This window comes from Collinsella sp. CLA-AP-H1 (genome assembly GCF_040092945.1).
Lineage (GTDB): Bacteria > Actinomycetota > Coriobacteriia > Coriobacteriales > Coriobacteriaceae > Collinsella.
The window spans coordinates 1-23,147 of sequence record NZ_JBBNKO010000004.1; the positions used below are offsets into that span (position 1 = coordinate 1).

General features: G+C 54.1%; 17 protein-coding genes. 16 read left to right on the forward strand and 1 reads right to left on the reverse strand.

Going from position 1 to position 23,147, the window contains the following annotated elements:
• Positions 1–750: 750 nt before the first annotated feature.
• The 6 genes from AAAV44_RS03180 (at position 751) to AAAV44_RS03205 (ending at position 9,484) form a co-directional block, all read left to right on the forward strand.
• Entirely contained in the window at positions 751–882 is a 132-nt protein-coding gene (locus AAAV44_RS03180) for a hypothetical protein (protein ID WP_255413097.1), read from the forward strand.
• Positions 872–1,786, forward strand: coding sequence for a DUF262 domain-containing protein (locus AAAV44_RS03185; RefSeq protein ID WP_349114527.1), 915 nt, complete (start codon positions 872–874; stop codon positions 1,784–1,786). Before AAAV44_RS03180 ends, AAAV44_RS03185 begins: the two co-directional genes overlap by 11 nt.
• A 122-nt stretch (positions 1,787–1,908) precedes the next feature.
• Positions 1,909–2,520, forward strand: a complete 612-nt coding sequence (locus AAAV44_RS03190) for a DUF1524 domain-containing protein (protein ID WP_349114528.1) — start codon at positions 1,909–1,911, stop codon at positions 2,518–2,520.
• 168 nt (positions 2,521–2,688) lie between these two features.
• The gene (locus AAAV44_RS03195) at positions 2,689–4,524 is read left to right on the forward strand and encodes a P-loop NTPase fold protein (RefSeq protein ID WP_349114530.1); all 1,836 of its coding nucleotides are present in this window, start codon (positions 2,689–2,691) and stop codon (positions 4,522–4,524) included.
• A 325-nt stretch (positions 4,525–4,849) separates the two neighbouring features.
• Positions 4,850–8,506, forward strand: coding sequence for a hypothetical protein (locus tag AAAV44_RS03200; RefSeq protein ID WP_349114532.1), 3,657 nt, complete (start codon positions 4,850–4,852; stop codon positions 8,504–8,506).
• 273 nt (positions 8,507–8,779) lie between these two features.
• Positions 8,780–9,484 carry a hypothetical protein gene (locus AAAV44_RS03205; protein WP_099431614.1) on the forward strand — a complete coding sequence of 235 codons (705 nt, stop codon included), beginning with the start codon at positions 8,780–8,782 and terminating at the stop codon, positions 9,482–9,484.
• A 276-nt stretch (positions 9,485–9,760) separates the two neighbouring features.
• On the opposite strand, the gene AAAV44_RS03210 is transcribed toward AAAV44_RS03205, so the two are convergent.
• A complete protein-coding gene (locus AAAV44_RS03210; protein WP_349114535.1) occupies positions 9,761–10,546 on the reverse strand; it encodes a hypothetical protein in 786 nt (261 codons plus the stop codon).
• A gap of 429 nt (positions 10,547–10,975) precedes the next feature.
• On the opposite strand from AAAV44_RS03210, the gene AAAV44_RS03215 reads away from it, so the two are divergent.
• From AAAV44_RS03215 to pelF, 10 genes are all read left to right on the forward strand, one after another.
• Positions 10,976–11,782: a UDP-N-acetylglucosamine 2-epimerase gene (locus AAAV44_RS03215; protein WP_349114536.1), complete on the forward strand. Its 807-nt coding sequence runs from the start codon at positions 10,976–10,978 to the stop codon at positions 11,780–11,782.
• 179 nt (positions 11,783–11,961) lie between these two features.
• Positions 11,962–13,041 carry an AbiH family protein gene (locus tag AAAV44_RS03220; RefSeq protein WP_099431616.1) on the forward strand — a complete coding sequence of 360 codons (1,080 nt, stop codon included), beginning with the start codon at positions 11,962–11,964 and terminating at the stop codon, positions 13,039–13,041.
• A gap of 96 nt (positions 13,042–13,137) precedes the next feature.
• Entirely contained in the window at positions 13,138–14,493 is a 1,356-nt protein-coding gene (locus tag AAAV44_RS03225; RefSeq protein WP_349114537.1) for a hypothetical protein, read from the forward strand.
• Between the two features lie 237 nt (positions 14,494–14,730).
• Positions 14,731–15,942 carry an ATP-binding protein gene (locus AAAV44_RS03230; protein ID WP_117820296.1) on the forward strand — a complete coding sequence of 404 codons (1,212 nt, stop codon included), beginning with the start codon at positions 14,731–14,733 and terminating at the stop codon, positions 15,940–15,942.
• Positions 15,935–16,519: a hypothetical protein gene (locus tag AAAV44_RS03235; RefSeq protein WP_117820295.1), complete on the forward strand. Its 585-nt coding sequence runs from the start codon at positions 15,935–15,937 to the stop codon at positions 16,517–16,519. Before AAAV44_RS03230 ends, AAAV44_RS03235 begins: the two co-directional genes overlap by 8 nt.
• Positions 16,520–16,807: 288 nt before the next feature.
• The gene (locus AAAV44_RS03240; protein ID WP_349114538.1) at positions 16,808–18,328 is read left to right on the forward strand and encodes a DUF4118 domain-containing protein; all 1,521 of its coding nucleotides are present in this window, start codon (positions 16,808–16,810) and stop codon (positions 18,326–18,328) included.
• Positions 18,276–18,944: a hypothetical protein gene (locus tag AAAV44_RS03245; protein WP_349114539.1), complete on the forward strand. Its 669-nt coding sequence runs from the start codon at positions 18,276–18,278 to the stop codon at positions 18,942–18,944. The genes AAAV44_RS03240 and AAAV44_RS03245 overlap by 53 nt, the downstream gene beginning before the upstream one ends.
• Entirely contained in the window at positions 18,941–19,846 is a 906-nt protein-coding gene (locus AAAV44_RS03250) for a hypothetical protein (protein WP_349114541.1), read from the forward strand. The genes AAAV44_RS03245 and AAAV44_RS03250 overlap by 4 nt, the downstream gene beginning before the upstream one ends.
• Positions 19,843–21,723, forward strand: a complete 1,881-nt coding sequence (locus AAAV44_RS03255; RefSeq protein WP_349114543.1) for a DUF2194 domain-containing protein — start codon at positions 19,843–19,845, stop codon at positions 21,721–21,723. Before AAAV44_RS03250 ends, AAAV44_RS03255 begins: the two co-directional genes overlap by 4 nt.
• On the forward strand, positions 21,720–23,147 hold the full coding sequence (pelF, locus tag AAAV44_RS03260) for a GT4 family glycosyltransferase PelF (RefSeq protein ID WP_349114545.1): 1,428 nt from the start codon (positions 21,720–21,722) through the stop codon (positions 23,145–23,147). Before AAAV44_RS03255 ends, pelF begins: the two co-directional genes overlap by 4 nt.

The following is a 23,147-nucleotide window of genomic DNA, read 5'->3' on the forward strand; positions in this document are numbered from 1 at the left end:
AGACTGCCTTTATCGAGCGGGCGTGGACGTCGAGGCCGACGAAGGTGGTAGTATCGAGCATGGGAGCCCCTTCCATGAATGCGGCGTGGCCGCCACGGTTGGATTAGACACTCACCATTGTCGGCCTGATCCGCGGTCTTTCATGCAGCAGGGGCTCTCAATGTTTTTATGTCCTGCTCATATCGTCTGTAATCGGAACAGGTACGATTCTGCAAGCGTACCGGCATTTCAACGATTGCAGTATAAACGAAAAACCGCAGGTTGTAGACGAGTTTGGCGTGTTTCAAGGGCGCGGTAAGCATTTGCCGTTCCAAGCGATGTTGCGAACGCAGACTGGTGATTGCTTGCTGGCTTGTGGTGGTGTTTGGGTTGCTAAGCGAGGGCTGCTTGTTGCGTGGGTTGGTTTTATTGGTGTGGGTTTGGACACTGTATGGAGATGACGATGGCTGGAGCGGGGTAGGGAGTTGTGACGCGGATTGGGGATGCTGGGTGGCTGGCCGATTGCGTGCAACGGCCTAACGCGTTGTTTGCGGTGCACGGCCAATAGATCTCTGTAGGGGGCCTACCCAACGTAAGGCGTCTGAAGGCATTTCCCTGGAAGCTCGGGCTTCCTGGATATCTTGGCGATTAAGATGCGCCCCATGCTCAGCCGGCATATAGAATGGACTGTGGACGTGACGATTGCCTGCTGCTGACATGTTGGTTAATCGACGATGATGGCAGCGACGGAGATTGATTGGGGCAGTCGGCATGTTCGCGAGCGAAAAGGCGGCCCTGCTCGGCGATGTGCCGACTTTTATTGTAGCGAAGGCGTTGGTGACGCCGAGAGGCGGCAAGGCCGACAAAACTATTGCGAAGGCAAGGGATCAACATGGCATTTGAAGCACGTCAGAGTACGGTTGGAAAGCTGCTTAATGACTCAATCTATAGAATCCCTCGCAATCAGCGCGCTTACGTGTGGGATGAGCATAACTGGAAAGATCTATTCGAAGACATCAAGCTTGTGACAGAGGAAGTTGCTACGCCGCATTTCATCGGTTCGATAGTGCTGATGGAGGAAGAAGAAGAAGACAGCCTCGGGGTTTTTACAATAATTGATGGTCAACAAAGAGTTATTACCCTAACGCTCTTGCTGTCTAGCCTCATGTTCGCTTTCAAGAAAAGGAATATGATTAACCACGCTAATGGCACAAAAAAATATCTAGTGGCGATAGATACTAAGGATGTTGAGCACGCGATCGTCGCTCCGGAGAATCATTTATCATTAACGAGGATCGTCGAAGGAGTAATTGCTATCTCTCCTGAAGATGCGGCTGCCATGTCTGCTGTGGCTTTCTCGAAGAGCAAACGCGCGTCCGGATCAAAAGACGAACTGATCGTTAAAGCCTTCCAATATTTCAGTGCAAGTTTCGCCAAGATGAAGGATGAGGAGTTGCTGGCCTTCAGGGATGCGGTCATTTCTGTCGCATATGTAAACATCAAATCATCGTCTGAGGAAGATTCGTACACAATATTCGAAATATTGAATGCGCGAGGTATCGAGCTTGAGGACCATGAGCTTCTGAAGAACTATATTATGCGCTATATCCATCCTATAGAAAAGCGCGATGATGCAAAACAGGTATGGTCGGAAATTGAAGCAACAGTCGGCTCGAACATGAAAGCTTTTTTGCGTCACTACGCAATTCAAAAATATCGCCTAGGTCAAGGCGACAAGGATGGAGCATATAAGAAAATAAGGGATTTTACGATCCAAAGAAGGCTGCTGATCTTCTCTATGATTTAAGGCTAAAAGCCGGATATTATGCAGAGATTGTCGAGCCAACCAGCGATGACAGAAATGCGGAAATCTTGAGTTTCTTAAGAACACACAATGTCCGCGTCTTCAGGCCGCTTCTTATGAGTTTAATGCACGCTCGCGAAATAGAGCAGCTAACGAGCGAGCAGTATGATGATGCGATTGGATTTATTTACCGGTTCTATATTTGCTATAAGATAATCGGGGGAATGGAGTCGAACCACCTATCGGATTCGATCGTGAAACACTCATACGCAATCGAGTTGAACTGCACCCAGCAAGTGTTAGATGAGTGGAAAAATAGTTTTAACGAAAAACTGCCTTCAGAAGAAACATTTCGAATTAATCTCCTTTCGCTTGGATGGTCTCATTCGTGGCCGTTGTATAGCGAAACAAAGTTGAAGGATCGCTGCAAGTTGGTCCTTGCCTTGCTCGAGGAGCTTAAGTCTGGTGTTAGGGTTTCTGAGGCATTCACAATAGAGCACATTCTTCCGGATTCGCAGGCTCAGGAAAACTCGATTATTGGGAACTTGCTCATGCTAGAAGAGCGACTTAACGCGAAATGTAAAGACAAATCGCTTAAGGAAAAGCTGCCCATATACGCTGAATCGCGTTATGCCACTACAAGAGCTTTTGCTAAACGCTATGCGAATGGTTGTTTTGACGTTAAGAAGCGCGTTGATTTTATCGCGAAAGATTTGTTTGAAATGGTCATCCACTAGCTTGCACCGCGCGGCCGCGGCGCTTGAGCTCGTCAAGAAGTGCATCGACCCGGCGATAAGGCGGCAGGCCGAAGGGTTCGAATGGGATCCGAAAGCGCTGGAGTAGGCTCTCGCCTGGCCATAGGAAAGGTAAGGGTGGAAACCGATGGCGGACAAGGAGCGACCAAGGTGAACGAGGATGACATCATCGGCGTCGTGAGGGAGTACATCGAGGACAAGGAGAACTCGTACGCCCTCATGCTTACCGGGGAATGGGGATGCGGGAAAACCTACTTTGTCGAGCACGCACTGACCGAGAAGCTGGAGGAGGATGAGAGCCGGCATCCCGTCGTGGTGGCGTCCGCCTACGGCGCCAAGGACTTAGCGGAGCTCTGCGGGGCGATTGAGTCTGGTTTCATCTCGAAATACGCCATAGGGTGCGCGGCCGGCGGGGAGAGGGGCAGGTGGGATTCACTCGTCGGGTTCGCCAAGGACACGGGAATATCGTTCCTCGGGAAAAAGATCAGGGAGCTGGAGAAGAAGGCGGGCGTCGATCTCAAGATGGCGCCGCTGAATGCCGTGAACCTCATCATCGGCCCCGAGACCCTCCTCGTCATAGACGACGTGGAGAGGTGCGACATGGGCATTCGCGAGCTGCTCGGGGCGGTCGACCACCTCGTCGTTGGCTGCAGGAAGAAGGTCCTCCTCGTCTGCAACGAGGATGAGTGGAGGAAAGGGCTAGGACCGAAGGGGGAGAAGGGGACGACCAGGGAGTACGAGAGCCTCATCGAGAAGACCGTCTGGCGGAAGTGCCGGTTCAGGCCCTCGGTCGGCTCGGTTGTGGAACGCGTTCTGGGAGGCGTGCTGGGCGGCATCTACCCAGGCGCGCTCGAGGACGCCGTTTCGGCGATTGAAGGAAGCGAATCGCCGAACTTGCGATCCCTCAGCAAGATGCGCCCCGTGCTGGTCGGGATGAAGGAATCCGGGTTCTTCGCTGAACCCACCGACCCGGAGTCTGCCAGGGCAGTTTTCAAAGAGGCTTTCGGCTTTGCAGCGGGGGCGGCGAAGGGGATGCGCATCGGGCCTCCGTCAAGCCGGGAGGATTCCATCCTTAGGGGTGGCATTTTCGAGTCGCACCGGCTCAAATACGCCGCTCTGGACTTCATCCCCCGCTTTTTCGAGAGGTGTGAGGGGGTTGATTCCAAGCATGTTCGTTCCTGCCTGGAAGATTACCTTGCGACCTTTCATCCCGACGGGCCGGCCGCGCGGAAAGCTATTGAATGTATCGAAGGCATCAGACACGCCACTTTCCGCGATGCCGATGTCCTTGGCATGGTGGAGACTTTAGTCGCCGGGATTGTCCCCGGGGACGGGAGCCGCGGCTTGTCGTTCGACGTCTATCCCGACGTCCTGCGTGCCGTCAAAGGCATTGCGGGGGAATTTGCTGACGCCTTTCCCGAAGGGGTCGCGCCGCTCGTCAAGGCGATGGAATCCTCCATTGGACGGGATCCCGAGTCTGCAGTGAGGTCAATCGGAAAGAATCGAGTCGAATGGCAGGAGATCCCTTTCGACTCGAGCGAAGCGCATGAGATTCCGGCTTTGGAGGAGGTCGACAGGCTGAGGGAGCTCGCCTTGACGACGCTACGCGAACGGGAGTCGGAGTCTCTTGGCAACGTCCTGATAAACGCCCCCGACCAATTCGCGACGAAGCTCTATCTGGCTTTCTCGAAATCAGATGACTGGTCGGAACCCATCCTGTCGCTCATTTCCCTCGACACTTCCCTCCTCGCGAGGGCGATGGAGAAGATGCCTCCCGAAGATATTCGGCTTGTGCACAGTGTCCTTTTTCCGGGCGACCACATGAGGTCGTGCACGGCCTCGCTCGAGGGCGAGGACAGGAAGGCCCTCGTAGCTTGGGCCAAGAGGCTCGGATCGGAGATCGGCAAGGTCGAGACCATGGAGTATTACCAAAGGATCTATTTCGACGCCATATCCAAGAGTCTCGAATGTCTTGCCGATATCTAGGATCCGCAGCTGTTGCCAAGTTGAAACGTGGCTTAGGATTTGCAGAAGATCTTCTAATGGCAGTCTTACGACAAGGACGAGGATGCCCTAATGCCTTGCCCAGGCTCCATCCAGCTCCGCCGCGCAGCTCTCGAACACGCACCTAACGGCGGCCATTTCCGACGGGGTCACGCGCCCTCCGCTCTCCTTATCCGAGGGCCTATGCGGCGGGGCTTGACTTCGAGGACGTCGTCGACTCGTCCCTCGAGCTTGTAAGGCTTGCTGAGGTAGGCGGACTAGAGTAAGAAAAGAGAAATCAAAAGGCGAATTTATCGCGAGGAGCAAAATGTCCCAAATAAATCAGATCCAAGAAGAGCTAAGGCAGATCGAAGGCGGGCGTTTTCAAACACTAGCAAATCAGTATCTATATAGGAGATATTCGCTTAACAACATCATTGAATTAGGATCCCAATGCGGCACGGATAAAACCACGACCGGAGTGCCAGACATGTACTCCGTAGGAGAGAATGGACACTACCTCTTCGCGGCATACACAACCTCTAAATCCGACATCCGCAATAAGCTGCTAAATGATGCTAAAGACTGCCTCGACAGGAGCAAAACCGGAATCAATCCGCAACTCATAGATCGAATCATCCTGTGCCACACATACTTTCGCCTTTCACCTCTGGTACTCGAGGAGGTCCGTGCCATCGATCCACGGATAGAAATAATCGGGCCAGAGACAATTGCGAGCGACCTTGATGGAAAATACCCTGCGCTAGCGCATACGGTATTGGGCGTTCCACTCGGAAAGGGATCATTCATCGCCCCAGACCGCTTCATCGAGCGAAGCCTGAACGACCGTTTCTCAACCGACCTGTCGAAGCTCCTCATGCACAGGGATTCCGAGTTTTCAGTCATCGTCGAATCGATAGAGCAAAACAAGGCAGTGGTGATTCAGGGGCAGTCTGGATCGGGGAAAACCAAGATCGCCCTCGACGCATGCCTCTCATTCAGCAAACGGCATCACTGGGATCTTCTTATCTTGGACTCTAGGTATTCATCGCATCTCGACGATGATATCGAGCTGATTTTGTCGGAGTCGGAAAACATTATCCTTCTAGTCGATGATGCAAACGGCAACCTGTCACTTGAGCACTTGCTGGGAATCTGTTTGGAAAACAAAAAGCTAAAGATTGTCCTCACCTGCAGGAAGATGCACCGAAGCGAGTTGACCGCAAAAATCGGCAGTTATCTAAATTTCAGAGAAATAGAGCTGGAGCCTCTAACCGCGGAAAATATAGAAGCGATACTCGAGACCGAATACAACATAAAAAACATAGCACTGAGGGAGAGAGTATCGGCAATCGCAAACGGAAACCTGCGCTTGGCTATCATGGCAGCAAGCCCCATAGCAGACGGCAATTTCGAAGCCATCCAAGAGCCATACGATCTTTTGAACATCTATATGAATTCTGCTTTAGCTGGGTACTCCAGCAGGGAGCAGCGTCTCGCAGAGAACCTTGCAATCTACGACTGCTGCGATCTTATTGAAGGAGACCCTTGTTACGAGGAACTCTTGGGGCTGGGGTACGACGACGCCGAGATTCGGGATTTTGCATCCAGATTGAACGACCAGGAAATTGTCACGATCCTTACCTCCGCCGATGGTGTGCTAGCCATAAGAATGGAAGAGCAGAATCTTCGCGACTTCTTGATATGCCGCCACTTCGCAAAAGAAGGGAACGGCAGTTTTGCGGATTTCATTCTGCATACCGCAGAAATGCCGAACGCGCCGTATCTCAAAGCCGCCAAGTCAATGGCTGAAGTGTGCGGAAGTGCGAGCGTGTACGACTACCTTCGAAGGGAATGCGAGAAAGCTTGGGATGAAATAAAGAATCGGGATGCGCGAATTGCCGATCAGTTCATAGTCACATTCAATCAATTCCTCCCCATACAGGCGCTCGCCTTTGCCTCAAACCGCATCGAAAACGCTGATTGCGCTGACGTATCGGAAGAAATTCTCGGCATGAATTCGACATCCGACGGATCTATGCCCCTGCAAATTTCTGTATCCCTGATGAACTCAAGCGAGTATTCGCAAACAGCCTCCGAGTTGTTCGTGAAGTGTGTAGAAAGAGGCACCGAGCGAGCGGCCGAGTACAACTGGGCATGCGGGCCGGACGGCGCTTTCGCTTACGATCTCGATCGTACGGGATTCGATTTGGAAAACAGCAAACTCGATGCCCTCGCTCAAAAATATCAACAATCGCATTCCCGCAATGTTGCAGCATGTCTGATCGTCTTGACGAGTTCATACCTCTCTTCAAGGGCCCAGCGCGTTTGGCAAAATGGCATAACGTACACATACAACACCCTGACCTTCAGTTTCACATCAGAGTTGGCCGAGCTCCACGCCCATTGCTTCCGGGCGCTCTCCGTTCTAGTCGAAACCGAATTCAGCAGGCAAGTTAAATCCACCTTTCGGCAGCACTTCTCGTTCTATGGCAAAGAACCTGAAGCGGAGCACGCAGAAAACATGCATTCGGTGCTCTCGAGGATCGAAGAGCTATTCCCCAAATATATAAGCGAAGACTCGACAACCGATCTTTCATGCGGCTTAAGCATCAACCAGATTTACGAAACATGCGCGCAGAACTCCCCTCTGAGCCTCGATGGGTTCCGCCAGAGCACATTCGACGCGCTTGGCTTGGAGAACTCTTGGTCTCTCGAAGAGAAAGAACCTAGAATATCCGCGGAAGAGTTACCGCTAGAACGACTGACCGAAGCCCTGGGAAAGCTGGCCGAAGATTATGAGATTTCCGGTAAAGAGTGGGAGCCGGGCAGGGCTATCGGAAAAGTCCTTCTGGAAATTGCCAAAAGGACCCCAGATACCGCTTCAAGCATAATCGCACGCAATATCGCATCGTTGCCCTCGACGATCCCCGTTCCGTATGAAGCACTTGATTACCTTGCTGAAGCCATCGGCAGGAGGGTCCTTAGAAACGAGCTGGGCGCGGTGCTCGACGTGAGTGACCATCCGGCCCTGTTTGACTATCTTGATTTGCTAGCAATAAAGAGCGGGCCCGACAAGGAGGAGCTCGACGAGATCCTCGCAAGACTCGATGACGGCAGAACGCATCTCTGCTTGGAAGATTTGGAGATAGTCGAGCCAAAGCATCCTGGCTATATGCTCAAATATGCTTTTAGGTTTTCCGAACATACACACAATGATGAGGTTTGGCGGTTTTTCGGCAACTGCGGAGACGAAAAGCGCGTCTCCGCTCTAGATTCGTACTTCGGATCCAATCCCTCACCGGCTGTCAACCTGTATTTTCTCGCACTTGAAGGACGCCCTTCTTTCGACTATAACCTCGCTTTCCTACGCTGCCTTTTACGCCTTGACAGTTCAATGATTGACCGTTTTTTGGAATACGCTGCCAACCTCGACTACCGACAAAGGCACGATCTCCTGCGAAGAATCAGCTCGTTTTGGACCGTCCAGGACGATCACGCTTGGAATCTGCTGAAAGCAATGATCGATGAAGCGCTGAGCAAACCACTCGGCAGGTATGAAATAGCCTTTTTGTTTCCCGTTCATGATGCAAATGCGCTCTCGAGCGATATTTTTTGGGAGCGCCTGGAATATACCATCCGCGAAAGGATCGCCGACGCAAATAGTCTCGATAGAATAAGCTGGGCCTTGTCCGATTGCAATGACGAGGCGAGGGTTAGGGCTATCACCCTCATTCTGACGCTCGATAAAGACGGGATATCGATCAACCATTTGGATCTCCGTCGATCTTCAATGAGCGGGTCCCCTGAAAAAGGCTTTATTCCAGCAAAGCTCAAGGAGATTGAGGCGATTGACTCGATTGCTGCTCAGCTGCCCGCAGGTGTTGCATATTTAAAACACAGAGAATGGCTGTCAAAAGTGAAGTCATCAATTGAAGGAGACATCGAAGACGAAAAGTGGGGGCTATTCCACGACAGGCAGTAATCGACTTTGACACCTAGAATTAGGACAAGTCTCAGGCGCTTCGGCCTAAACCATACCCCGTTTACCATTGGGATAGATATCGAAACTCAACCTGTCCGAGTTTCGCTTGTGTTTCGATTTTTGTCCCAGCGCTGTCCCACCAACGTTCCGCAGCATGTCGCAGTGAGCCGCCATGCTCGGATGACTGCGAACTAGGCAATATAGGTGAACTGGGTAGAAAGCGGCGGTACAAACGCATGCTAAAACTGGCAAATTATTATGAAAGGTAATCTTATGGCAAACACGGAGGAATCAACTAAGGCCGTTCTAACGCGCTTGCAAGACGACGCAAGGCCAACTATTTGCAGCGACTCTCTCGAACTTATTTCGAATGTCGCAGAGGTTGGTCTGGACGAAATTCTCCAAAACGAGTTCTTGAAGGACATTCCCGTCATCTCAAGCGCAGTGAGCATCTATAAAATCGGAAACAATATCCACAATGCGCACCTACTGAAGAAGTATGCGTGTTTCCTCGATGAGTTCAACCGCGACTCTTTTGAAAATGGCTCGAGGAAAAAGTACAAGCAATACTTTGAAGAGTCAAATAGGAAGCGCGATATTGAGTACCTGCTTATCCTGCTCGAAAGATACATTGAGGAGGACAAAGCGCGGCGACTAGCAAAGATTTATGAGGCCTATCTAGATAAAGAAATTAGCTGGGGCGATCTTCGTTTGTTCGCAGAGACGCTGGACAGATTTCTACCTGGAGACTACGAGATGCTTCGAGAAAAGGAAACTTTTCAGACGCTCAGAGGCAAAGATACAGAAGTTCTGCTTCGATTAACCGGACTTGGATTGCTGATTGAGGATATCCATCGGCAGCAGTGGGACGTAGTAGACGAGACGCTCACCTTCGACGATCCCGGCGATATCGAGAAAGAAGAAAGGGTTTATCGTAGGACCGAATTTGGAAACAGGATGGTATCTATACTTGGCTAGCTGCTGCAGGCAACAATTTGAGCGCGCTCTTGTCGTCTTGATTAAACTGCTCGCATGCCAGTGACAAAGCAATTAGCTTAATTGGTCGAATGGTTTATTAGCCCAATACGCGTGGCCTAAATCGGCTAATACACATGATGGCGAAATTCTAAGCCGCTTTTAAGCGAACATGACTTTCCTCATCTTCGGTTGATTATTTCGTCTTCGTTTTGTTAATTCGCATGGAAACAAGAGCTGCGGCTATCGTTGACAACGGGAGAGGCGGCGCGAATGGCGCTATTCGACGAGAGAGTAAATTGCCTTGCAGATTGTCACGCCGAAGTCGACCAGGAACCTTTTTTGTCCATCGGTTAGCCTTGCTCTCTCTTCCAGTGATTCCTTGCTCGAGTGCCTGAAACACTGGATCTTGTATCTGAAGCTCTTCACCGTATTGTCGTCGACGAGTCCAAGCGTCGCCTTCGAGTAGTCAGGTTGTATGAACTTCCCGTTCTCTTTCAGCGGGTTCTCGATCAGGTTCGCGATCTCCCTGAGCTTCTCGTTGTCCTCCATCTCCTCGAATCGCGAATTGCCTGCGGAGATGAGCTGGATCCTCTTGTTCAGATTATCGCCGATTGCCACCGAGGACGCCTTGCGCACGAAGGTCATGTCGGCAACCATCGCGCGGCGGGTCGCCCAGCGTACCGTGCCATCATCGTCGAGCCCAAGCGATATGGCTCTGTCCCTGATTGTCCCGTATGTAAAACTGGATGGTTCTTTCGGGGGCCTGCGCAGTACGTCGGGGAATTGATCGATGATATAGCCGTGTGCGTTCAGATAGTAGGCGACGACATAGAACCAGCACCTGTCCTCTTTCCTATTCGGCTCGTTTTCTGGTTGACACAGCTGCCGGAACTTCTCTATCGCTTCTATCTCGTCGTGGACTAGGAACTCGAATCCCTGTGTCTCATCCTTCCCGTAGAAGACGTTGTAAGTTCTGTTCACGCCTTCGATAAGTGAGAAAAAGTGATAGTAGTAGTCGTTCTCTGAAATGTTATCGAGATAGTACTCTCTCAGGTCGATCATCTGATTTCAGGTCTCCGTTCGTCTTTGGTGAAGTGGCTGTGCCCGCATTTGGCCCTGGCTGTCATTAGGCTCTGACCTGTTACCGACTTGGGCTGGCGGGCAGCTGCAGGTCGTCTTCCCGAACGGCGCGCGGTGATGCGGTTTCGCCGCGATGTCTCTCTGTGCGGCGCATTTCCTCAAACACTGTAGAAATGTTTTTGCGAGCTGCCGCACTTAACTAAGCTCGCATAGACACCGTAGCACATGGTATCGAGGTTGTTGCACGCGTTTTCAGTTGAGGGCACTGTTGGCGACAGGGCTGCTCAAGCTCCATTTGATGTCTCTTCGAAAGAGCGGTATCGCTCACGGGCGGCCGGCACAGCCGCTCTGGCATTGGAGTGCTAATTCGCTCCGGAACCACGTTCCGAACAAGGAGCCCAGCTAGGGCGTATGAGTACTGGAACCCATGGAGGCCGGCAACCGCTGCAAGGACGAGTGCCTGCCCGAGGAGACGAGCCGCCGCATCGTGGACGTCATCAGCGACGTGAACTCGCCTACAGCGATCACGCGCGGCGCTACCTGCTCGCGACGGGCTGCGTGACGGAGCGCACCTACGTGACGGGCTCGCCCATGGCGGAGGTGCTGCGCACGAACCTGGCGGCCATCGATGCGAGTGACGTGCTGGAGCGCGAGGGCCTGGAGCCGGGAGGCTACTTCCTGCTCTCCGCCCACCGCGAGGAAAACATTGACACCGAAGCGAACTTCACGTCCCTCTTCGGCGCGATAAACGCCCTCGCCGAGGAATACGGAAAGTCCATCCTCTACAGCTGCCACCCCCGCTCCCGCAAGCGCCTGGAGGCCTCGGGCTTCCAGGCGCATCCCCTGGTGCGCACCCACGAGCCCATGGGCTTCCACGACTACAACAAGCTGCAGTCCAGCGCTTACCGCGTCGTCTCTGACCCCGGTACCCTCCCCGAGGAGTCGAGCTTCTTCGCGAGCGTCGGCCGCCCGCTCCCGGCGGTCTGCATCCGCACGAGCAGCGAGCGCCCCGAGGCGCTTGACAAGGGATGCTTCGTGCTCGCGGGCATCGACGAGCGGGGCCTGCTCAACGCCGTGCGCACGGCGGTTGCGCTCACGGAGGATGGCCTCCACGGAATCCCCGTGCCGGACTACCAGGACGACGTGGCCCCCAAGGTCGTCCGTATCATCCAGTCCTACACCGGCATCGTTGACCGCATGGTGTGGAGGAAATACTAATGTCTCTTTTTACGACGGGTTCGCCGTTGGTCGCTGAATCGATGGGTATGCAGGCTCTATGGCAAGACTCACACGTTATGGTCAAGTGGCTCAAAGATATTATATCGTCTAGTTTGACCGTTGAAGAAAAGACTCACTGCATGGCCTGTGCCTTCATGCTTGCGTAGAGGAGGTGTCTGATGTATCAGCTCATCGTAATCGGCAACGGGTTCGATCTTTCCTGCGACCTCAAATCGAGCTTCTCCGACTTTCACGACTACCGAGCGAAATCCGATTTGGTTGCCCATCCGGAGAACACCACTATCTGGGATCTCATTCTCAAGCAGGAGAAGGGGCATAATTGGCGCTGGTGCGACGTCGAACACCAGATTAGGCGGTGGCTGTACAAAAGCGGGCAGAAGGATCCCCAGATGCTCCGGCTCCCGGAATGTGTCCTCGATCCTTCGGTCAAGCCCTCGCAGACCGCGCGCACCAATGCCGTCTATTCCTATGTGCTGAGCAATTGGCTGAGGGACCGAAAGCTGGACGGCAGCGTGCTCGCCGCGCTGTCCCTTGCCGACCTGAACCGCTACGAGTCGTATTTCGCCACCTACCTCAACGACCTTGTGCAGCGGACGCCCGGCTACCTCGACTCCGCCGCGACCCGGATGGAGCGCATCTGCAGAGACCTGGTTGACGAAGATGGCGTGCCCCCCTCGACCTCCGTCCTCAGCTTCAACTACACCGAGCCCCTGTCGAGCAACGTTCGCCTTTCCGACGCCCTCGGCATCGACTGCTTCTGCAACATACACGGTAGGGCGAGCGACTACGAGCACGGCATCGTCTTCGGCATAGACGCGAAGGGGATCAGGCCCACCAGCGTGGCCATACCGTTCACCAAGACCTACAGGCTGCTCGCGCAGGACCCCGTCGACTTCCAGAGGGTCGTTCGGCCGAAGTCGTCAAACGGCGCTTCGATGGGCTTCATCAAGTTCTTCGGCCACTCCCTTTCCGAGGCCGACTACTCCTACTTTCAGTCGATCTTCGATGCCGTGGACCTCTACGGTGGCGATACGAGGCTCGTCTTCTACTATAGGCCTCATGGCAAGAAGGGTGAGACCGAGAAGGTTATGGTCGAAAAGGCTCGCAGGGAAGTTCATAAAAACGTGACGAAGCTCTTGGCTGCCTACGGCGAGTCTTTCGACAACAAAGACCACGGGAAGAACCTCATGCACAAGCTCCTCCTCGAGGGCCGCCTCATGGTTCGCAGACTTCCATAGGGCTTCGGCGACGCATGGCTGGTCGTCGGCGCGTTTGCACCAACATTCCCGGCGTGATCTTGAGTCTAGATTCAACATGGCTAAGGAGGGGCTTGATTGATCCTCAGTGGAGTCCAATGGGTGGTTGCAACTCTCATCGGACAAATGGATAACCGTGAATATGCATCAATTATATTGATGGGTCTTATAGCGATTTATCTTCTGACTAAGGGTAAGTTGTTAAGCGTTATTAAATCGTTTGCTGATGTTGTCAAGTGTGCGCTAAGCCCCAAAATTCTGATTCCTGCGCTCATTCTTGTAACGTACTCTGCGCTTTTGATATACGGAGCGTTTGAATTCGGGTTTTGGAATACGGGTATCTTGCTGGACACGATTCTTGAGGTTGTATTTGTTGGGTTTCCCTCTATGTTAATTGCATCTAAGGCAACATCGGTCACTTCAATTAAAAACGAATTGATTGTGCCTGAGGTCCGCTTTGGTGCACTAGCGTCTTTCTATATCAATCTGGTCTGCTTCCCTATTCCGTTTGAAGTTGCTCTTCAAGTAGTCCTTTTGTTTCTGGGTATTGGCCATGCCCAATTTTCATCCAGACGTGATGTATCCAATCTATGCTTGTTTGAAAACATGAGGGTTGTTTTGTGCATCATTGTTTGTGTTGCAACAACGTTGCTGCTTTCAAATGCTTGGTTTTCTATGGACTGGGGCGTTGAATTAAGTTCGCTATTTCTTTCAATTTGGTACCCGGTATTTATCATGCCTTATGTTCTTGCCCTTGCTTATTATGCCTCGCTTGAATCGATGGCCATGCGGATTAAAGTTTCGGAAGAGAACCTGCCTACAAAGGAGTTTATTAAGATTGCAATGGCGTTGCTTCCAAACTTTCGATATATCAGGCATTTCAACGGATGGAATGCCCATGAGTATCTAGAGTGTTTAAACCCGTCTGAAAAAGCTTGCTACTTGGGTACTTTTAAGCGCGAGATCGACACGGTCGCCGCTAACGCCAACGCTAAGGTTAAACGGTTTGAATCGGGTAAGGGGAGTAACGGGTTTGATGAAGATGGGATATGGCTTGACTGGACACATCTGGAAGAGATGAAGTCCTTTCATTGGACAATTGCAAGCTTGGAGAATCGGAGTTGGATGGAATCCGGTGCCTATTCGTCTTTGGATGAGGCGTTTAACTGCTTCTTGCCTAAAGGCTGCAATGGATCGTTGTTGCTTTCTCGCGGAAAGGATACATACGTCTGTTGGGTAATTAATTCATCAGGTTTTGTGTTTGCTGCCGGTTCCAGAGATGGTGCTTTTCCTTTTATGAAATACGAGGGCGATCGCTGCCCAATTACTGACGGTGCGGATATGCTCTCTGAGTTTGTTGATGACAGCGGGGATGCTGATACGCGACTTAAAAACTGGCACTTCAGCTTTTATGTTGATAAATCTTACTTGTGATTACGCTTGAGACTGGATGATTTAACGATGCTTCTCTCTATGACGGGGCACGCTCCATGTTCCGCTGCACGGTGGTCAATTAGCAAAAGAAATTATGCGTCACCGTTTGGGATGTATTTATATTCGTCAAGCTACGTTGTTTCTTCAGACTTCCTCTGAACGATCCGGAGGCATGATGTTTCTTGGATTATAAACAAGAAAAATGTTTATAATTGAATTGCCTAAGAGGAGGTTGCTGTGAAACTTCTTAAATTAAGAATCGATGGGGTCACGCTGTTTAAGGACAAGCGTTTGGAACTTGATTTTATTGCCTCCGATCGCGTTTCTCGCGATGAAGAAGGTAATGTCGCCGACGTGTTCCCGCTACCGGTGGGGTCTTCGATCTATTCTCAAAATGTAATGGGCGTTGTTGGCGTAAACGCATCCGGTAAGACAACGACTCTCAACCTTGTGCGCTTTGTACTTGGTTATATGTCTGGCAGCTTTGTTATGCGCCGCTTTGCAACTGGCTCCGATGTTCTCGGAAACTTGGAGCGCCAGGTCAATGTCGCCTGTGTATTTTTCGAAAAAGGTTCAGTCTATCTTATTGAGTCTCGGCTTCGCAAAGTAGATGGCGTAGCTGCGGAGGATACTTCTTTTGCGGAATCACTTGCATTTGAGAACGAATGGCTTTGGAGATGCCCCGCATCACGCGTCTCTAGAAAGGTCGTTTTGAATATCGAGCGTCTGAAGGATGTCTCTGAGCCTATTCTGGTTCGTGAGGGGCCTGATGATGGTGACCTTGTTCTTAACGATGCCCAACGAACTTTCCTGGATGACAACATGTCAATCGTGTCTGTCATCACGGGTAAAAAGGTGGTCTCGGTGGAGTCCCCCGAGCGCACGCTGCCTTTGACGAGCTTGCCAACCCCTGTTGTTCAGGCTTTTGATCCGAGTGTTGAATATCTTGTCTGGAACAAAGAAAACCAAGTGTTCCATCTTAAGTTTAAGGGTGAGCGAGCGGAGCGAGTGATGAATGTCGCTATTGCGACTTCTGTTCTGTCAAATGGAACGATCTTGGGCGCTGAGCTGGTCAATCAAGCGATAACTGCTCTCAGAAATGGGGGTTATCTGATTGTGGACGAGATTGAAACGGGTCTTAATAGATCACTTGTTGGCACAGTGATTGAGCTTTTTGCTTCTCCTGTTACGAACCCACATGGGGCAACCTTGCTCTTTTCGACTCATTACTCGGAGCTTCTTGATGTGCTGAGGCGCAAGGACAATGTCTTTGTTCTTGTGCGCGACGATTCGTTTAAGACGGAGCTCATCAAGTATTCCGAGCGTATCAATCGGATTGAGAACAAAAAGAGCGATGTGATTATCAACAATGTAATCAAGGGATCTATGCCTAAGTACCCCGACGTTCAAGCGATGCGCGAGTATGTTTGCGAGCACATCAATGGGTAATCAGGCAAAAGACATTCTATCAAGTTGTTTTGTCTTGTTTAGCTGTGAGGGAACTGCGGAGGGCGCTGTTATTCAGGTGCTGTATGACAACGATTTGTTGATCGTCCCAAGAGACCGAGTGGTCAAAGATGCCCTCATTGTTGATCGTCCTTACACGCGAAAACGCAAGGCTTCCGAAATTGCAAACGACTATTTCTCGATGAACTACGAGACTGCTGGGGCTGAAGGACTTGCGGTCGCACGGATTGTGGATAGCGGTGCTCCCAAGTTTGAGTTTCCAAAGCGCAGGCAGAACGGTACTAAAGTGCTGAGTTTTGTTACGCGACCGGAGATCGAGATGCTTGTGATTCACGCCGAGGGTGCCTATCGGGATTGGGGAATTGCGACCAGAAGGGACAGGCAACTTAAGCCTAATGAATTCTGCAAACAGCGTCTTGGGCTAGGCAAAATTAAAGAGAAAGATTTTCTTGAGGAATATTGGGGCAACGGCGAAAAACTTGTAAAAGCAATTAAGGCCCATGCGGAGACGAGTAAGCGTAAGAGCGGAGAGTTTTTACTGGTTGACTTGTTGAAATAGCAGCTGAATGCCCGACGGAAGTATGCGGCAAATTTCGGAACCCTCGAACACATCGCCCTTTTCATGTAAAGAAACCGCAGGTAGAAGCGTTGCCGTTATCCAGTGTGGTCGGCATGTCAAGAATTTGCCGCATACTTCCGGATTGAGCGCTCATTTAGCACTCTTAATGTCCCCTCATCCTCTAAAAAAGTTCTTAAAACAGCCTTAAAGGCTTTCCAGCTCGCGTTGACAGCGTAAAATACGCATGTTTGACTATGAACGAAGTGGATTTTAGGGGAGGAGAACGCCATGGAGGTGCTGGTTGTTGGCAACACCGCATATGTTGACGATGACTTTTGTGCCAAGGCGTTCCCCGGGGACCATGTGCAGGTCGTAGCCGTGCAGGACACGCGCCGCGACGAGTCGTCGCCCCATGCCTCGTGGAAAGAGCTTCTGCAACACCTGGATCAGGCCTACGAGTTCGAACGCGTGGTCTACCTATCCAATTACCTTACCCCGCATACCGATACCGTGGGCGATATCGAGACGCTGCGCTCGGTCTTTCGTGCGTGCGCGGGTCGCCGGATCCAACTGCTGTATGTAGCGGGGCCCGCGGGTGCCGAGGGCGCCGCCGATGCCGCGGGGCGAACGGGCAAGGGAATTATCGCCCGCGCGTCAAACGACCTGTGCCGCTACTACGCCGCTCGCGAGGGCGTTCAAACCAAGATCCTGCGCGTGCCGTTCCTGTATACCGCGTCTGCCGCGCTGGAGGACCCGTTTTTGGTGCCGCTGTTCGACGCGTGCTCAACCGGCTCGGTTGCTCTGCAGGGCGCGGAGGATGCGGCGTTTCCCCTGCTGTGCACCGAGGAGCTCGCGGTGCTGGTACGCCGTATCTTCGACAGCTGGGATGACAATTTTGAGACGCTCGACGTAGCCGATGCCTTCCATCACACGGCGGGTGAAGTGGGCGAGGCCCTTAAGGCGCTGTTCTCGGGGCTCTCAGTTGCCTATGGCGATTCTGCCGGCTACGCCCTGCCCGTCAGCGACGTCGTTCGCGTGCGCTATGGTTGGTTTCAGCGGTACGACCTGCTGCGCGATCTTTCGACCATTCAGGCGCGTTGGGATGCCGGTCGCGCGAAGAAGGTCAACCCCTTGCGTGCCGCCATCGACCGCATCCAGATGCGCTCGCTGCCCATCAAATGCCTGGAGACGGGCGTTGCCTGGGTTCTGTTCGAGGTGCTGGAGCATCTGTTCTCCCAATCTGTCCAGCTCAACGTGCTCGATTATCGCCTGCTCTACGTGGTGTTGATCGGCACGCTGTATGGCTTGGACTTTGGCCTGGTTGCGGCGCTGCTGGCGTCGGTGGGTTTGGCCGCGAGCTACTTTACTCAGTACGGCTATACCTTCCAGGGCCTGTTCTACGAGCCGTCCAACTGGCTGCCGTTTATTGCGTACTTTGTGGTGGGTGCCGTGTGCGGCTATGTGCAGCTGCGCAACAGCGAGGCCATTAGGGCGGAGCGCGATCAAAACGAGCTCGTGCGCAACCGCAATACGTTCCTTACGCAGCTCTACCACGACGCGATCGAGGACAAGCGCGTACAGACGTCAGATCGTGGGTCGCCACAACAGCTTTGGCAAGATCTTTGCCGTGACGCAGGAGCTCGACGTGCTCAACCCACGCGACATCTATCGCAAGTGCTGCGAGCTTCTGGGCGAGATCCTCGAGAACGATTCGGTGGCGATCTACCATGTTTCGGGCGGGGCATTTGCACGCCTGGTGGCAGCAAGTCCCGCGATTGCCGAAGATGCCGCACGCTCGCTCACGCTTGAGCAGCTTGCACCTCTTTTGGGCGACGGGGGTCGTTCGAACCTGTGGGTGAACCGCGAGCTGACGCCGGGGCTTCCCATGTTTGGATACGCGATCGAGCGCGACGGGGCACCCGCCGTGTTGATCTTTGTGCGTAGTGCGGCCGAAAACCAAATGACCCTCTATTATCAAAACCTGTTCCGCATCTTGTGCGGGCTGGTCGAAAGCGCGCTAGGCCGTGCCTTTGACTATGAGGCGGTGGCGCAGGATAAACGCTGCGTTGACGGCACTTGCGTGCTCAAGCAGGCTGCCTTTGGCCAAGAGCTCGCGGCGGAGCAGGCGCTGGCAGATAGCAAGATGGGGAGTTTTTTGCTCCTGCGCGTGGTACCGGGCATGGAGCCTGTCGGCGAGCTGGTGGGCGCAATTGGGTCGGCAATCCGCGAGAGCGACGCGGCGGGCTTGGTCGACGGCGACGTGCTCTACCTGCTTATGCGCCAGGCAAAGGCGTGCGATCTGCCCATTATCCGCGAGCGCCTGAGCGCAAAGCATATTGCGGTGGAGCCCGTCGACGGCGAGGACATCGTGGCGCTGTTGCAGCACATCTCTTACACCGGTGACGGTGAGGGGGGTGCCGCTTGATCTCGCTTGTCGTTGCTGCCGTCTTGCTGCTGATTCATGCGTTGGTTTGCCTGATGCTGTGGACGCTCATGAAGCTGGGTCTGCTGCCGGTGCGCGGACACATGCTGGCTGTGATAGTGCTGGTGCCGCTGTGGGGCCCGTTGCTGGTGGTTCTGCTATCGGTCCGCAGCGCGGTGTTTGGCGAGGGGCTGAAAGAGTCTGCGCTGGAGTCGCTGCGCTTTAACGACGACCTGCATCGCAGCATTCTGGTGCACGACCGTGACGCCGATGCGGGCGTGGTCCCGCTCGAGGAGGCGCTCATCGTCAACGACCCGGCATACCGACGCCGCCTAATGCTCTCCATGCTCACCGAGGAGCCCGACGCGTACCTGGCGCAGCTGCAGGCGGCTAAGCTTAACGACGACGTTGAGGTGGCGCACTATGCCGCGACGGCGGTGGCGCAGATCTCCAAGGAGTCCGACCTTAAACTGCAGCAGCTGGAGCGTGCCTTTAAGACGGACCCGAGTGCGCAAAACCTCAACGAATACTGCGATTTTCTTGGTGAATACTTGGGCTCGGGCTTGGCCGAGGGGCGCGTGGCTCAGATTCAGCGCCAACAGTACGCGCGCCTGCTTGCGCGTCGCTGCGAGCGCGAGGATACCCTTGAGCTGCGCATTCGATACGCGACGACGCTGGCCGATGTCGGACAGATCGACGAGGCGCAGGCCGTGACCGATCAGTTGGTTCTCGACGTGCCCGAGGAGCAGGAGGTTTGGATGCTTTGCCTGCGCCTTGCCGTGATGCGCCGCGATGGTGACGAGGTTCACCGTGTGATCGATGCGATTGACAAGCAGCATGTGTATTTGAGCGCCGACAACCGCGAAAAGTTGGCGTTTTGGCGCGACGGGGAGGAGGCCGGATGAGTGCGGCGCAACATATCCGCGACCGTGCAGGCCGCTTTCGTTGGATGGGACTCCTCGTGGTGTGGGCGGTCTTTATTGCCATGGCCGCCGTGCTGCTGGTGGAGCGTGCCGGCGTGCAGTACAGTGCGGGCCAGCATAAGCTGGGGATGCTTGCCGCCAACGATGCGGTGCCTGCCTCCTCGGCAATCTTTGGCCAAAAGCCCACATGCCTGGTCATTACCGATTCCGATCAAGCTGGCGTCGAGGACGTAAAGGAACAGTTCGACCAGATCCTGCTCGACATGAAGATCGCCCATCGCGATGTTGATATTGCCACCGACGGTGCGGACGCGATCCCATCGCTCACGTCGTTTGATCGCGTGATTGTGCTTATGCCCTCGCTTGACGGACTGGGTACGCATCTGACCGATCTGATGAGTTGGGTGAGTGTGGGCGGCTCACTCATGCTGGGCATGACGCCAGATAACTCGAACTGCCTGCAGGCTATTGCTTCCAAGCTTGGGATCGAATCGGCCGGATATGACTATGCGAAAGCCGAAAGTATCGTTCCGAGTGAGGACTTTATGCTGGGCGGGGGAGAGCGCTACGAGTTCTCGGATCCCTTCGATTCTTCACTTTCGGTTTCATTGCGCGAAACGGCGCACGTCTGGGCAAAGACCGGCGATGCGGGCACGCCGCTTATTTGGTCTAACGATTGCGGAAGTGGTCACACCGTGGTGTGCAACATTGGCATCTACGACAAGGTCATGCGTGGGTTCTATGCTTCGGCCTTAAGCTTGCTGGGTGAAGCCACGGCCTATCCGGTCATCAACGGCGCCGTGTTCTATTTGGACGACTTTCCCAGCCCTGTGCCCTCGGGCGACGGCACCTACATCAAGCGCGACTACGGGCTTTCCGTCGCCGATTTTTACACCAAGGTCTGGTGGCCCGATCTGCAAAAGCTCGCGCAAAAATACGGCATTCGCTATACCGGCGTGATGATCGAAAACTACGAGGACGCGGTCAACCAGACCGAGCCCGCGCACCAAGCCGATGCCACACAGTTCCGCTACTTTGGCGGCATGCTGCTGCAGATGGGCGGAGAGCTGGGCTTTCACGGCTACAACCATCAGCCGCTCGCGCTCTGGGACACCGACTACGGCACGTTGTACGACTACAAGACGTGGAAGAACAAGGAAACGCTTGTCGCTTCGCTCAACGAGCTTATAGCCTTCCAGGACGAGGTGCTGCCCAATGCGCACGGCTCGGTCTACGTGCCACCGTCGAATATCCTTTCGGCCCGCGCGCGCAAGCTTATCGGTACCGATGTTCCGCGAATTAAGACCATTGCCAGTACGTATTTTAAGGATGGCACCGACCTGCCGTACGTGCAGGAGTTTGGCGTGGCGAGCGATGGCATTGTGGAGCAGCCGCGCATTGTTTCGGGCGGCATGGTCGACGATTCCTATATGCGCCTGGCAGCCGTGTCCGAGCTCAACATGCACTACGTGAGCACGCACTTTATGCACCCGGACGACCTTTTGGACCCCGATCGCGGAGCCAAGGAGGGCTGGGAGGTCTACAAGGGCGGCCTGGTCGACTACCTGGAGTGGCTTTCCAAATCCGCGCCCGACCTGCGGCACCAGACGGCGTCGGAGTGCTCCGGTGCCATCCAGCGCTTTTCGTCCGTGACGGTGAGCGTGGATACCAGTGCGGATGCCTGGACGCTCAGCCTGGGCAATTTTCACGACGAGGCGTGGCTCATGTTCCGCGCTAATAATGGCGAGCCGGGTGCGGTGACGGGTGGCGAACTGACGCACCTTACGGGCAATCTGTATCTGCTCAAGGCAAATGATAAGACCGTGACGATCGAGCGCAAGGAGGGTGGCGATAAATGAGAATCTGCTTGGTACTCGAGGGTTGCTACCCCTATGTGCACGGCGGCGTATCTACCTGGATGCATGGCTATATCCAGGCCATGCCCGAGCACGAGTTTGTGCTGTGGGTGATCGGCGCGCATGCTGCCGACCGTGGCAAGTTTGTCTACGAGCTGCCCGGCAACGTGGTCGAGGTGCACGAGGTGTTTCTGGACGATGCCCTGCGGCTTTCGGGCGAGCAGCATGAAGCCAGTTTTAACGACCGCGAGCGTGAGGCGCTGCGCCGCCTGGTGTCGCTCTCCAATCCGGACTGGGACGTGCTGTTCGATATCTTCCAGCGCCGTCGCGTGCACCCGCTCTCGTTTTTGCAGAGCCGCACGTTTATGGATATCTTTCGCGACATGTGCTTGGCCGAGTACCCCTACACGCCCTTTGCCGATGCGTTCCACACCATGCGCTCAATGCTACTGCCCGTGCTCTACCTGCTGGGCAGCAAGGTGCCGGTGGCCGATGTGTACCATGCCATCTCGACCGGCTACGGTGGCCTGCTCGCCTGCCTGGGCTCAAGCGTTCACCATGCGCCGGTGCTGCTGACCGAGCATGGCATCTATACCCGCGAGCGCGAGGAAGAGATCATTCGCGCCGACTGGGTGGTGCCATCGTTTAAGGACCGCTGGATCCGCTTTTTCTACCTGCTTTCGGAGGAGATCTACCGCCGCGCCTTCCGTGTGACGAGTTTGTTCCATAACGCCCGCAAGACGCAGATCGATATGGGCTGCGATGCGGACAAATGTCTGGTCATCCCGAACGGCATCCAGTTCGACCGCTTTAAGGACATTCCCTTAAAGCCCGATGACGGCTGGGTGGACATTGGCGCGGTGGTGCGCCTGGCGCCCATCAAGGACGTCAAGACTATGATCTATGCCTTCTTTGAGCTGCACGAGCGACTGCCCAAGGTGCGCCTGCACATCATGGGCGGCGTGGACGACGAGGAGTACGGCGCCGAGTGCCACGCGCTGGTAGAAACCCTGGGCGTGCGCGACCTGATTTTTACCGGCCGCGTCAACGTGGTCGAGTACATGGAAAAGCTCGACTTTACCATTTTGACGAGCATCTCCGAGGGCCAGCCGCTTAGCGTACTGGAGTCGCTTGCAGCGCGTCGTCCCTGCGTGACGACCGAGGTGGGCTGCTGCCGCGAGCTGCTCGAAGGCGCCCTGGGCGACGACTTTGGCGTGGCGGGTTTTGTGACGCCGCCTATGTATCGCAAGGGCTTGGCCGATGCCATGGAACGCATGTGCGTGAGTCGCGCCCGTCGCATTGAGATGGGGGAGCGCGGGCAGCGTCGCGTTGCCACGTGCTTTTTGCACGAGCAGATGCTCGCCAACTATCGCGCGCTGTACGACGAGACGGCGCGTGCGTTTAACCTGTCCAGAGAGGGGGAGTAG